The 12,800-nt window shown below is 59.6% G+C and carries 14 protein-coding genes; 3 read left to right on the top strand and 11 right to left on the bottom strand.

The genetic code is table 11. The features are described 5' to 3' along the window. The first annotated feature begins 55 nt into the window (after positions 1-55). Together AK829_RS03280 and AK829_RS03275 are read left to right on the top strand one after the other, a co-directional pair. Positions 56-745, top strand: a complete 690-nt coding sequence (locus AK829_RS03280) for a MerR family transcriptional regulator (RefSeq protein ID WP_052204230.1) — start codon at positions 56-58, stop codon at positions 743-745. Then, the gene (locus tag AK829_RS03275) at positions 738-1,325 is read left to right on the top strand and encodes a hypothetical protein (RefSeq protein ID WP_052204227.1); all 588 of its coding nucleotides are present in this window, start codon (positions 738-740) and stop codon (positions 1,323-1,325) included. The genes AK829_RS03280 and AK829_RS03275 overlap by 8 nt, the downstream gene beginning before the upstream one ends. 9 nt (positions 1,326-1,334) lie before the next feature. Here the strand turns inward: AK829_RS03275 and AK829_RS03270 are convergent, their stop codons facing one another. From AK829_RS03270 to AK829_RS03260, 3 genes are read right to left on the bottom strand one after another with little or no spacing between them, the layout of a single operon-like run. Next, complete coding sequence (locus tag AK829_RS03270; RefSeq protein WP_052204225.1) at positions 1,335-1,577, bottom strand: PLDc N-terminal domain-containing protein; 243 nt, start codon at positions 1,575-1,577, stop codon at positions 1,335-1,337. 59 nt (positions 1,578-1,636) lie between these two features. Then, positions 1,637-2,530 (bottom strand): trypsin-like serine protease, encoded by an 894-nt coding sequence (locus tag AK829_RS03265; protein ID WP_083439730.1) that lies wholly within the window; start codon positions 2,528-2,530, stop codon positions 1,637-1,639. Positions 2,531-2,556: 26 nt separating this feature from the next. Beyond that, the gene (locus AK829_RS03260; protein ID WP_052204222.1) at positions 2,557-4,185 is read right to left on the bottom strand and encodes an ABC-F family ATP-binding cassette domain-containing protein; all 1,629 of its coding nucleotides are present in this window, start codon (positions 4,183-4,185) and stop codon (positions 2,557-2,559) included. Positions 4,186-4,365: 180 nt separating this feature from the next. Here AK829_RS03260 and AK829_RS03255 point away from each other — a divergent pair, with 180 nt between their 5' ends. Continuing rightward, positions 4,366-5,007, top strand: coding sequence for a hypothetical protein (locus AK829_RS03255; protein WP_052204219.1), 642 nt, complete (start codon positions 4,366-4,368; stop codon positions 5,005-5,007). A 151-nt stretch (positions 5,008-5,158) separates the two neighbouring features. Here the strand turns inward: AK829_RS03255 and AK829_RS03250 are convergent, their stop codons facing one another. The 8 genes from AK829_RS03250 to AK829_RS03215 all read right to left on the bottom strand — a co-directional run bounded on the left by AK829_RS03250 (position 5,159) and on the right by AK829_RS03215 (position 12,741). Next, on the bottom strand, positions 5,159-6,385 hold the full coding sequence (locus AK829_RS03250) for an IS1249 family transposase (protein ID WP_083439729.1): 1,227 nt from the start codon (positions 6,383-6,385) through the stop codon (positions 5,159-5,161). Between the two features lie 203 nt (positions 6,386-6,588). Then, positions 6,589-6,954 (bottom strand): metal-sulfur cluster assembly factor, encoded by a 366-nt coding sequence (locus AK829_RS03245; RefSeq protein ID WP_052204216.1) that lies wholly within the window; start codon positions 6,952-6,954, stop codon positions 6,589-6,591. 3 nt (positions 6,955-6,957) lie between these two features. Then, positions 6,958-7,431 (bottom strand): Fe-S cluster assembly sulfur transfer protein SufU, encoded by a 474-nt coding sequence (gene sufU / locus AK829_RS03240; protein ID WP_052204214.1) that lies wholly within the window; start codon positions 7,429-7,431, stop codon positions 6,958-6,960. After that, positions 7,428-8,657, bottom strand: a complete 1,230-nt coding sequence (locus AK829_RS03235) for a cysteine desulfurase (protein WP_052204213.1) — start codon at positions 8,655-8,657, stop codon at positions 7,428-7,430. Before AK829_RS03235 ends, sufU begins: the two co-directional genes overlap by 4 nt. After that, on the bottom strand, positions 8,657-9,412 hold the full coding sequence (sufC, locus tag AK829_RS03230) for a Fe-S cluster assembly ATPase SufC (RefSeq protein ID WP_052204211.1): 756 nt from the start codon (positions 9,410-9,412) through the stop codon (positions 8,657-8,659). Before sufC ends, AK829_RS03235 begins: the two co-directional genes overlap by 1 nt. 13 nt (positions 9,413-9,425) lie before the next feature. Then, entirely contained in the window at positions 9,426-10,607 is a 1,182-nt protein-coding gene (gene sufD, locus AK829_RS03225; RefSeq protein ID WP_083439728.1) for a Fe-S cluster assembly protein SufD, read from the bottom strand. A gap of 1 nt (position 10,608) precedes the next feature. Beyond that, complete coding sequence (gene sufB / locus AK829_RS03220) at positions 10,609-12,054, bottom strand: Fe-S cluster assembly protein SufB (RefSeq protein ID WP_052204209.1); 1,446 nt, start codon at positions 12,052-12,054, stop codon at positions 10,609-10,611. Positions 12,055-12,066: 12 nt separating this feature from the next. Then, entirely contained in the window at positions 12,067-12,741 is a 675-nt protein-coding gene (locus AK829_RS03215; RefSeq protein WP_052204207.1) for a helix-turn-helix transcriptional regulator, read from the bottom strand. Positions 12,742-12,800: the final 59 nt, after the last annotated feature.

The raw sequence follows: 12,800 nt of genomic DNA, 5'->3' as shown, positions 1-12,800 counted from the left end.
ATTTCCTAGCCCCAGGCCTTGACCCTCACACGATGTGAGGGTTTAGTCTGGCGTCGTGAAGATCTCTGATGTAGCAGCTGCAGCTGGTTGTTCAGTCCGCTCAGTGCGCCACTTACATGAAGCTGGAGTAGTTGAAGAACCAGCCCGGACCAGCGGCAACTACCGCGAATACTCTGTCCGGGATCTGGCAGCAGTCATTCGGGCTCGGGCACTTATCGACGCAGGCGTGCCCGTAGCCGACGTCCAATCCGATGACGCCGTTGCTCGTTCCCTAACACTGCTCGATGAACGGATACGACACCTGCAGCATCAACGTGAGCGCCTTGCGCTGATACAACATGCTCCGTTGGGCGCCCCGGAGGACATCCGGCAACGTTTGAGCGCTGTCTTCGAAGATGCTGACACCCTGCAGTTGGAGCTGGACTCGTGGGACCTGATGGCGCTCACCGGTGTTGCTACCAGCGCCACGTGGACTGTGCTTCGACGAAACCTTGATGATCAAACGTGTATCGCCGCGGCACGTGAGGCTGGCAGGTTATGGAGCGAACTCGCAACGTTAACCTCGCGCGATGAGAAAGTCACTCCGATCGTGCAACGCCTTCATGAGCTCTTTCCTCTCGGACTGATGCGGGGTGTTTTAGAAACGCTACAGCCTGCTCAAACAGGGCTAGCGGTGGGTGACGTCCCGACTCGTGGAGCGCAGGCGTTCGCGCTCGAATCCATAGCAGGGAGTCTGGGTGGCTAGGCTCTGGGCACTGCTGCGCAAACATCCTGGTTTCCGCCTCGCACGCTATGAGCTCGGGTTGTATCGAGACCTCACGCGATGGGTCAAAGGCGTTCAGCTTATTCCCGATGGCGCGGATGCCCTTCCCCACCCTCCCGGCCGACTACAGATGCTTGGTGTTCTCACAGCGGTTCTTGTGTCCGAAATGGTGGCAGTGCATCTTCTTCTACCACCTGGCTCACTGCGATTGATCGCACTGATTATCTCGGCCTGGAGCTTTATCTACCTTTGGTCCCTGATTGCCAGCGAACGTATTCGCCCCAGCTACATCGCAAAGGACGTAATCGTCCTGCGCCGCGGAAGGATTGTGTTCGCTGAAGTGCCGACGGCTCTCATCCGCAGTCAACGCCGAGAGCGCTCATTTGCATCCGACATCGAAATCGAGCAAGGCGTGCTTACGCTCGGCAGTCCTGCAGGGACAGACACCGTTGTTGATCTAGAAAAGCCAATCGAGGCGGCCAAAGACCGATACCCATGGCAAAAGCCCCGGTACGAGCGAGTGCATCAAGTCCGATTCTATGCCGGGGCAACACAGCCCTAAGTGCTCGGACTAGCGCTTCTTGCCTACCATAAAGTAGGCAAGCCACCCGGCGGTGTTTACCGTGGCGATCATCGGCGTCCACAGCCACTTCGGGCCGCGGATACGGCGAGCGTCGCTGCGGGCAAGGTCGCGCAACGCCCATGCCTTGCCGGCAGAATCAATTGCAACAAGGACACCGACAAGTGCCTTCTGGTCGGTGGAAAGTTCGTCCCAAGACTCACGCAGCGTGGTGAGAATTTCGTTAACAGACATGTGTTGATACTACCTCTGTTGAGTCCGTTGATTGTACGTCGCGGTCTAGCCCCAAGAGGCTAGAAGAAAGCGTTATTGATCACGCTGCCGATTGCTAGACCACCCAGCAGCGCGCTGATCACAATAAGCGCAATGGCAGCGCCTTCGGCGTCGCTAGATCCGGCATCCGACAGGCCTTCAATAAGTGAGCTTCCCGGGGTGATTTCGTGTTCAAGCAGGTGAACGCGGGCACCGAAGTAGCGGTTAATCGCCTCAGATTCTTCTTCCATAGTCACCATGCGGCCGTCTTGCGGCGCGTTTGCCGTGACCACGTAGCGTGTGTTTCCGTTGCTATCTTCAACCTCGTAGCTGGTGGACAAGACTCCCACCAGCCCGCCGCCTGGAAGGTATAGCGGGCCACCAGAGTCTCCTTTTCGTGCACCCCGTGGCGTTTCAACAATGATCTTGTTGCCCAGGGTGGCGATGATCTCGCCGCAGTCCGCGCTGCCACTTGTACCGTGGGTGGTGTGCCCGTGGAAGCACACTTCTTGGCTCTTGCGTAGCTGGCTGATCGGGACGATGCCGTCGCGGTCAAAGGTGTTGGAGTTGATGGTCACGCCGTCTTTCCAGCGGATAATCGCCCAGTCGTTCGCGTTCTTCTTCGGGTCGTAGTTGGGCGATTTTTCGATTGTGCCGGCTGAGATGGCTTTCTGCATGCGTTTGCCGGCCTTGTCGGAAAGAAAGACCCTGCTGACTCCCTCGGCACAGTGGGCGGCTGTGTAGCTGACTCGGTTGACGGGGTCGTTGTACCCAATCGTGCACTCGCCCGCCAGCGTGCCAAACTGCCAGCCTTGGTTGACCTCAAGTCCATTTCTTATCGACGACTCCGCCCCCGCAACCGGCGCCCCCACCCCACTAAAAACGAGACCGGTAGCTAGAAGTGCGGCACCGACGCGACGAGCATACGTAGACATGCCTTTATGCTAATTCACAGGGAGTTTTATGCCAATTCCACGATTTCCATATACTCGTCACTCCACAGGTCCTCATCACCCTCCGGCATGATGATCACGCGCTCCGGTTCCAAGGCACGCACGGCACCCGGGTCGTGCGTAACCAGAACGACGGCACCGGTATACGTTTTCAGTGCGTCTAGCACCTGCTCGCGTGATTGTGGGTCGAGGTTGTTCGTTGGCTCATCAAGCAGCAGCACGTTCGCTCGGGAGGAAACAAGCGTGGCGAGCGCAAGGCGCGTCTTCTCACCACCAGAGAGCGTGCCGGCCGGCTGCTCGAGCTTGTCGCCAGAGAACATGAAGGCGCCGAGCAAGCCGCGCAGGTCCTGCTGACCGGCATCTGGGCAGGCCTCGATGGTGTTCTCCCAGACGCTCTTGTCGCTGTCGATCGTGTCATGTTCCTGCGCGAAGTACCCAATCTTCAGGCCGTGTCCCGACACGAGGCCGCCCTCGCCGTCAGTGCGCTCAACACCAGCCAGTAGCTTGAGCAGCGTCGTTTTGCCTGCACCGTTGGTGCCTAAGACGACGACTCGGGAACCTTTATCAATGGCCAGGTCAACACCGGCGAACACTTCAAGCGAGCCGTACATCTTGGTCAGACCCTTGCCGTACAGCGGCGTCTTGCCGCACGGCGCTGGCTCGGGGAATTTAATGGACGCGAACTTGTCGGCCACTCGGACCTCATCGAGCTCGCTCATCATGCGGTCTGCACGTGCCAGCATCTGCTTTGCAGCGGCGGCTTTGGTGGCCTTCGCCCCGAGTTTGGCGGCCTGCTTCTGAAGCGCGGAGGCCTTCTTCTCTGCGTTGGCACGTTCGCGGCGGCGGCGCGCCTCGTCCTCAGCGCGCGCTTTTTGGTAGGTGCTGAAGCCCATGTTGTATACGTCCGCCTCGGCACGAACCGCATCGAGGAACCAGACTTTATTACATACGTCGTCCAGTAGCTCGACGTCGTGGGAGATCATGATCAACCCACCTTCGTGCTTGGACAGGAAGTTACGCAGCCAGGTGATGGAGTCGGCGTCGAGGTGGTTAGTGGGCTCGTCGAGAAGAAGCGTTGTCTTCGACTTACCCGACCCCTGGCGAGAAGCAAAGAGAATTTGGGCCAGTTCGACGCGGCGACGCTGACCACCCGAAAGCGTCTTAAGTTTCTGGTCAAGCACCCTGGCCGGAAGCCCCAAATTGTCACAGATCTGCGCCGCTTCAGCGTTGGCTTCGTAGCCGCCGAGCGCCTGGTAGCGCTCCTCCAGGCGGGAGAACTTCGCAATCGCCTTGTCGCGCTCCTCCCCGTCCGTCTCCTCCATGATCTTCTGCTGCTTCGCCATGGAGCGCTGGATCTGATCCAGCCCGCGCGCGGAGAGCACACGGTCCCGAGCGGTTTGTTCGATGTCGCCTTCCTTGGAGTCCTGTGGAAGGTAGCCGATCTCGCCAGCCCGAGTCACCGAGCCACCGTAAGGCTCGGTCTCCCCCGCCAGGATGCGCATCGTTGTCGTCTTGCCGGCGCCGTTGCGGCCAACCAGCCCGATGCGATCGCCGGGTTGGACGCGAAGGTGCTGGCCTGGTGCGTCGAGAAGCGTGCGCGCGCCGACGCGGACCTCGAGATCATTGGTGACAATCACGGCTAGATACCTTACAAGCCTGGTCAAACTGCAGAACAAAGTCTGTCAAATCACTTGACGCGGGCTGTGCGCTAATTTATAATTATCTTTACGTGCCGTCGGCATGTCTTGTTCCCCTTCCCGAGAGGTTTCCATGAAGAAGACCCCCCCCCCCTTTCCGCGCTCGCGCTGAGCGTAGCCATGTCTACCACGCTGGTTGTCACACCTGCTGAAGCTCAGCCGGCAGCGCCGAATTTCCAACAGATCCAGAAGCAGATTGACGCCACTACCCGCAACGCGCTCATGAATCTGTGGGGCCCCTACGAGCAGCTGATTCGTACCTTCCCGCAGCTCAAGCCGCTCCTCGATCCGGTGGTCAACCAGTTCCTGCCGGCACGAAAGCCAGTCGCAGCACCGGTGACCACCGCGGACTCTCTCTTCAACGCGATCAATGCGGGCGTCGATACCTACAACCGGGCGCACCCAGTGCCAACAGGGGGGGTCGTGTATTCCCGTCCGAGACCAATGAAACGCAGCCCGCAGCTGGATGCAATGGCACAGAGAATTGCAAATGAAGCTATAAACAACAACGCTAGCCCAAGCGGACTTATCGAAAACTACCCGACCCCCGCCCCATTCGAGTTCCATGGCGCATTGTGGGAGACAAGCGACAAACCCCGCAGCGAAACGGAAGGAGAACTCCGCGCCGGCAACGAGAATTACATCATGCCCCAAGGCCGCCACTGGTACCACGCAGGCACAGCGGTGGCTCAGCGGGACGGCAAGTACGTCTACATCGTCGTCTACGGCGGTAAGAATGAGTACGGTGTCGAAGACTTCTAGAAGTAGCTGACACGCAGCTCAACGCCCCCGTGCACCGTGAGACGGGGGTTAAGCGACAAAATGTGTGCTTTTCTCGGCGTGTCGATTTAAGTGACAAAATGTGTGCTTTTCGGGGGTTGGAATGGGCCGGGCCCGGGGTGCTGTGCTGGGGTTATGAGCGTCCTGCCCAGCCGTGTCGGATGGCCCAGGAGGGGTTGAAGTCGGTGTCGATGCCGGTGTCGTAGACTTTCGGCCGGCCGTCGGGTGAGTTGGCTTGGTCGCGTTCACGCATGTGTGCCTGGCGGGCGTGTGCGTAGCCTTTGCGGCCGAAGTCTTGCTCGATTGCTAGCGCCAGCGGGTCATCGTGGTGTTGGGTGTGCAGGTAGAGCCACCAGTCCATGATGATTCGTTGATGTTCGTCAAATGCGCCGCGGTGGGCTCGGGCAAGGTGTTTCAGCTGTGCGTTTATGCCGCCTTCCAGGCTGTTTGTGGTGGTCTTCAGCTCGGTTGTGGTGCGGTGTGGTGGGTTGAGCCAGACGAAGAGGTGGCCTTGTTGGTAGAGACGCTCGAACCGGCGGTAGGCTCTGCGGGCTCTGGGGTGGGTGTACCACCATTGCTGGTTGTCGCGGATGCGTTTTGGGATCTCTTCTGGGGCGACTTGGTTGCGGTAGGTGCGGTCTTTGAGCCAGTCACCGTAGAGGTCATGGAAGCGGTTGAGGCGAAGTACCCAGGTAATTGCCTGGTCACGGGTGGTGATGTGGGTTAGCTGGTTGCCGAGGCGAAGGAGTGCTTTGTGCGCGGTGATTGTTGGTTGGCGTGTGGTGTCTTTGATGGTGTCGCGGCGTACGTGGACGAGGCAGCGTTGGATGGAGGCGTTTGGCCAGCATTGTTTGATGGCCTTGTTTGCGCCACCGGAGCCGTCTGTGGTCACGACTAGGGGTTCGGCGATCAGGTCGAAGAGTTTGGCGTAGTCGTAGGCGGTTTCTCGTGTGCACCAGTGCCAGGCAACGACGTGTTCGCTGGTTGCAGCGACAAGCAGGCATTTTTTGTGGAAGTAGGTGACGTCAATAAACAGCTGGTCGTAGACGCGGTACGGGTCTGGTTTGCATGGGACGATGATGAACCAGAAGTAGGTGAACCAGCGGATCAATGTGCGCCTGGAGACGTTGTGTGCAGCAGCCACAGCGTCGAGGGGACGCTGGCCGGTGATCCAGTCGATGAAGATGGCAAACCGATATGCGCTGGTCTTAGCCGTGTTCGGGTTGGTGAAGGTGTACCCGCAGTGTGTACAGCGCCATCGCTGTTTTCCGCTGGAGGTGGTGCCCATTTTCGTGGCGGTGTGCTCGCATGCCGGGCATAGGGGCCTGTTGTGTTTTCTCTTCCTGTGTTGAGTTGGCATGCAGCTGGTTTAACAGCTTGCTGTCGTAGCACATCCAACGCCTGAAGTGGTGGACCTTCCGGTCTATGGTCGGGAATCCCGATTCAACGAGCACTCTCCCGCCGTAGGCCCAGGCAGGACCGGGAATCCATATCCAAAAAAGCACACATTTTGTCGCTTAACCCTGAGACGGTGAGCACGGGGGCTTTCGCGCACTCGCGATACTACACCGCGAAGCCGAGGGCGCGGAGCTGCTCCCGGCCTTCTTCCGTGATGAACTGCGGACCCCACGGCGGCATCCATACCCAGTTGATCTCCAGCTCTTCGGCGTCGGTGTTGTTCACAACCGCCGCGCGCGCCTGTTCCTCAATCACATCGGTCAGCGGGCATGCCGGTGAAGTCAGCGTCATGTTGACTACCGCCACGTTGGCGCCGTCGCGCTCTTCAATCCACACGTCGTAGACCAGACCAAGGTCAACTACGTTGATGCCCAGCTCCGGGTCGATGACGTCGTGCAGGTACTCCTCCACTTCGCCGACAAGCTTGAGCTGCTCTTCGGTTTGCTCTGGGCGCTGTGCTTCTTCAGCCATCGGTTAGTCCTCCTTCGTCTCTACGGTTTTACCGGTCTTGCTTAATGCTTCGGCGGTTGCTGCCTCAAAGGCTTTCCACCCCAACAGCGCGCACTTCACGCGGGCCGGGAACTTAGCCACACCGGAAAACGCCACGCCGTCACCGATCAGTTCGGCGTCGCCCTCGACGGTGCCGCGCGAGGTGATCATCTCCTCGAAGGCCTGCAGCTTCTTAAACGCCTCACCGATCGGTTTGCCCACGATCTCCTCAGCCATCACAGACGTCGACGCCTGCGAAATCGAGCAGCCTTCGGCGTGGTAGGAGACGTCTTCGACTGTCTCGCCGTCGCTAGAGAGGTGGATGCGCAGCGTCAGCTCGTCGCCACACGACGGGTTGACGTGGTGCACCTCGGCTTCGAACGGATCGCGCAGGCCCGCATGCTGCGGGTTTTTGTAGTGGTCCAGGATGACTTCCTGGTACATCGATTCAAGGTTCATCGAAAGAACTCCTTCGCTTTGCTTATCGACGCCACCAACGCATCAACCTCTTCCAACGTGTTGTAAAGGTAGAAACTCGCCCTCGATGTGGACTGCAGATTCAGCCCCCGGTGGGCCGGCCACGCACAGTGGTGACCAGTACGGATTGCCACGCCCTCGGAGTCGAGAACTTGGCCCAAGTCGTGCGGATGGACGCCGTCGACGGTAAACGCAATCGACCCGCCGCGGTGATTGGTGGTTAATGGGCCTGCGATAGACAAGCCGTCGATACGCTGCATCTGCTCAAGTGCATATGCGGTCAGCTCGCGCTCGTGTGCCTGGATCTCCTCCATCCCGATTTCGGTAAGGAAGTCCACGGCGGCGCCAAGCCCAACAACCTGGGAGGTCATCTGCGTGCCAGCCTCGAAACGCTGTGGGGCGGGCGCGTAGGTGGATTCCTCCATACGCACAACCTCAATCATGGACCCACCGGTCAAAAACGGGGGTAGGTCCTGCAGGTGCTTCGAGTACACCGCACCGACGCCATTCGGGCCGCACATCTTGTGGCCAGAGAACGCGGCGAAATCAACGTCCAACGCGCGGAAGTTCACGGGCATATGTGGCACCGACTGGCAGGCATCCAACACAGTCAGCGCACCGACCGACTTGGCACGGCGCACCATTTCCTCCACATCCGCTTGCGCGCCGGTCACATTGGACTGGTGTGTAAACGCAACAACCTTGACAGATTCATCGAGTTCGAGCGAGTCGAGGTCGATTCGCCCGTCGGCAGTCATGGAGTACCACTTCAACGTCGCACCAGTGCGACGCGCGAGTTCCTGCCACGGCACGAGGTTCGCGTGGTGCTCCAATTCCGTGACCACGATCGTGTCGCCCTCACCAACTGCCAAGTCGCCCGCACGGCTATCACCCAGCACGTATGCGACAAGGTTCAGCGCCTCGGTGGCGTTTTTGGTAAACGCGATCTCATCGTTGTCTGCACCCACAAACGCCGCAATCTTTGCGCGGGCGGACTCATAGGCGTCAGTGGCTTCTTCCGCAAGCTGGTAGGAGCCGCGGTGCACTGGCGCGTTGTAGCCCAGCACAAAGTCGCGCTCCGCCTCCCACACTCGCAACGGCCGCTGTGAGGTCGCCCCGGAATCCAGGTAGACCAGGGGCTTGCCGCCGCGGACCGTGCGACCCAGGATGGGGAATTCCTTCCTGATTGCGTGAACGTCTAAAGCCATTAGATGAACTTCTCGTAGCCTTCAGCCTCAAGCTGATCTGCAAGCTCAGCACCGCCGGTGGTGACAATCTTGCCGTTGGCAAACACGTGCACGAAATCCGGTTGCACGTAGTTCAGGATGCGCTTGTAGTGCGTAATCATGAGCACGCCACCGTTGGTCTCCTCCTGGTAGCGGTTAATGCCCTCGGAGACAATGCGCAGCGCATCAACGTCCAGACCAGAGTCGGTCTCATCCATCACCGCGAACTTCGGCTTGAGCAGGGACAGCTGCATAACCTCGTGGCGCTTCTTCTCGCCGCCGGAGAAGCCCTCGTTCACAGAGCGCTCGGAGAAGGACGCATCCATGTGCAGCGCGTCACGGGCAGCGTTGAGCTCACCAACCCACTCGCGCAGCTTCGGAGCCTCGCCGCGCACAGCAGTCACGGCGGAGCGCATGAAGTTCGAAGAGGACACGCCCGGTACCTCTACCGGGTACTGCATAGCCAGAAAGAGACCGGCACGTGCGCGCTCGTCAACATCCATGTCCAGGATGTTTTCACCGTCCAGAAGCACCTCGCCCTCGGTGACCTCGTAGCGCGGGTGGCCTGCCAGGGTGTATGCAAGCGTGGACTTACCGGAGCCGTTCGGGCCCATGATGGCGTGGGTTTCGCCGCCCTTGATGGTCAGGTTCACGCCTTTAAGAATCGGAGTGGGTTCCTGGCCTTCCTCGGTGGGAAGGACGTTGGCGTGCAGGTTCTTGATTTCCAGAGTGGACATATAAACGTTTCCTTTAGTTGTTGTTCAGCTCGAGCTCGCCGGCGACACGTGCAATCAGTTCATCACGCACGGATTCCACCGGAATCTGGTTCAGGACCTCGTTGAAGAAGCCGCGGATAATCAGGCGCGTTGCCTCGGTTTCCGGGATACCGCGGGAGCGCAGGTAGAAGATCTGCTCCTCATCAAAACGACCAACGGTAGCGGCGTGGCCCGCACCCGCAATCTGGCCGGTTTCAATCTCCAGGTTCGGGATCGCATCAGCGCGAGCACCATCCGTCAGCACCAGGTTGCGGTTGGTCTCGTAGGTGTCAGTGCCCTTGGCTTCTGCACGAATCAGGACGTCACCAACCCAGCAGGTGCGTGCCTCCGGCAGAACGGAATCCTTATCGCCCTGCAAAGCGCCCTTGTACAGCACGTTAGAGCGGCAATTTGGCACCGAGTGGTCCACCAGCATGCGGTTTTCAATGTACTGACCTGCGTCAGCGAAGTAGACGCCCGTCAGCTCCACGTCTGCACCCGGAGCCTCAAAGGTCACACGCGGTGTCAGTCGGACAACCTCGCCACCGAAAGCGGCAACGGTGTGGCGCAGCACAGCGTCGCGCTGCACCTTGATGGACTGCTGGCCAATGTGCACTGCGTCCAACGCCCACTCAGTGTCCACGATCGCGTTGACGTGGGAGCCTTCACCGATGTGCCAGTTCAGGTTGTCTGCGTGGGTGCCGGAGCCCTCATAACGCACGATCACCGTCGCCTGGGAGTGGCGGCCAGTTTCAACCAGGATGGTGCTAAACGTCGTTGCGTCCACACCAGCGCCGGTGATCGTGATCTCAATCGGTGCATCCAGTACCGCATCCGCCGGCACGGAAATCAGCGTGCCATGCTCGGCTGCGCTCCATGCCTGGGCGGCAACACGGTCCACCGGGCCGCCTGCCACGCGCAGGCGCTCATCGTCGGCCGCGAGTTGTTCGATGGTGACGTTCGACGGAGCGTCGATACGCAGCTGCTCCGAAACCTGCGTGGGGAACGTACCGTCGTGCAGACCGCGGATCCTGCGCAGCGAAATAAAACGCCACACCTCATCGCGTCCACCCGGAACCGGGAAATCCTCCACGTTGAAGGACTGGAACAAGTCACCCTTGTTGTTGTGCGTTGTTGCGTTACCAACAGGGTCAATAACGGTTTTGGTCGAAGTCAACTTAGCCTACCGATCCTTCCATCTGCAGTTCAATCAGGCGGTTGAGCTCAAGCGCGTATTCCATCGGCAGCTCCTTCGCAATCGGCTCAACAAAGCCGCGCACGATCATCGCCATAGCCTCTTCCTCCGCAATACCGCGGGACATGAGGTAGAACAGCTGCTCCTCGCTCACCTGCGACACCTTTGCCTCATGGCCAAGCGTCACACGGTCATTACGAATGTCGTTGTACGGGTAGGTATCCGAACGCGAAATGTCATCAACCAACAGCGCGTCACACTCAACATTGGACATGGAGTTGTGCGCATTCGCGTTGACCTGGATCAGGCCACGGTATGCGGAACGGCCACCGCCACGCGCCACGGACTTAGACACCACCGACGAGGAGGTGTGCGGCGCCAGGTGCACCATCTTCGCGCCGGTGTCCTGGAACTGGCACTCACCGGCAAACGCCACAGACAACACCTCGCCGCGGGCGTGCTCACCAGTCATCCACACGGCCGGGTACTTCATGGTCACCTTGGAACCGATATTGCCGTCGACCCACTCCATGGTCGCGCCTTCCTCGGCACGCGCACGCTTCGTCACCAAGTTGTACACGTTGTTCGACCAGTTCTGAATGGTGGTGTAGCGGCAGCGGCCGCCCTTCTTCACAATGATCTCCACCACTGCAGAGTGCAGGGAGTCAGACTTGTAAATCGGGGCCGTGCAACCCTCAACGTAGTGCACGTACGCATCCTCATCCACAATGATCAGGGTGCGCTCGAACTGGCCCATGTTCTCCGTATTAATACGGAAATATGCCTGCAGCGGAATATCCACGTGCACCCCTGGCGGGACGTAGATGAAGGAGCCACCGGACCAAACAGCGGTGTTCAGCGCGGAGAACTTGTTGTCGCCCGCGGGAATAACGGAGCCGAAGTACTCCTTGAACAGATCCTCGTGCTCACGAAGGGCGGTGTCGGTATCAACGAAAATGACTCCCTTTTCCTCCAGGTCCTCACGGATCTGGTGGTACACAACCTCAGACTCGTACTGTGCGGCAACACCTGCAACCAGGCGCTGCTTCTCCGCCTCAGGGATACCCAGCTTGTCGTAGGTGTTCTTAATGTCCTCAGGCAGGTCTTCCCAGCTAGTCGCCTGCTTCTCCGTAGAGCGGACGTAGTACTTGATGTTGTCAAAGTCAATGCCAGAAAGGTCAGCACCCCAGGTTGGCATCGGCTTCTTTTCAAAGATATCGAGCGCCTTCAGGCGTTGGTTGAGCATCCACTCCGGCTCTTCCTTAATGCCGGAGATGTCGCGCACAACGTCCTCGTTCAGGCCGCGGCGCGCGGAGGCGCCAGCGACGTCAGAGTCATGCCAGCCGTAGTTGTAAGCACCGATGGACTGAATGATCTCGTCATCATTCATCGGCGTCTCAAGGCCGGGTGCGGGAGTCGCTTTCGTCATCGTTTCCGCTCCTTAGCTTTCATTATTTGTGTGGTAGTTCCCCGTGGTCAGCGGGATGTTTGTGGTGCAAAGCCCGTTGCCGTCCGCAATCAGCGCCAGTGGTTGCACGTGGCTTCCCACTAGCTCCGAAATCGCCTCGTGCTCAGCCTCGCACAGCTCAGGGTGGGCCGCAGCAACCGACTGCACTGGGCAGTGGTGCTGGCAGATCTGCACGCCTCCGGCGGCGCGGGTTGCGGTTGCCGCGTAGCCGTGCGCCTCAAACGCTTCGACTACCTGGTCCACCACGTCTTCCACGTCACCGTTGGCGTCGACGCCGCCGAGGATGGCTTCAGCGCGACGTTTTGCAAACGCACGCACCGCCTCCTCGCCGCCAAGCTGCTCGAGCGCGTCAAGCGCGTCGAGCGCCAGCACGTCGTAGCTATTGCCAAAGTGGCTGCGTCCCAGCTGCGTAAGCCGGTAGTGCTTCGCTGGGCGGCCTCGCCCAACTTCGGCACCGGCTACGGCGTTTGGTTCGCAGGTTTGCGCCAGCCCCTCTTCTACCAGCGCGTCGAGGTGCCTACGCACTCCGGCGGCTGAGAGACCAAGAACCTCTCCAAGTTCAGAGGCGCTGACAGGCCCGCGCCCAAGCAATTGCGTCATGACTTCCCGACGTGTGTCGCCGCCAACGCTGCGGCTGCGGTCCACCATCGTTCCACCTTCCTTCGCATGTACTGTCTGGGCACTTTCCACAACACTAGTGTGTCTTA

Origin of the sequence: Corynebacterium riegelii, from assembly GCF_001263755.1 — a bacterium.
In the GTDB taxonomy this organism is placed as follows: Bacteria; Actinomycetota; Actinomycetes; order Mycobacteriales; family Mycobacteriaceae; genus Corynebacterium; species Corynebacterium riegelii.
Note: the sequence above shows the minus strand (reverse complement) of the source record. Positions and strands in the feature narration are given on the sequence as shown.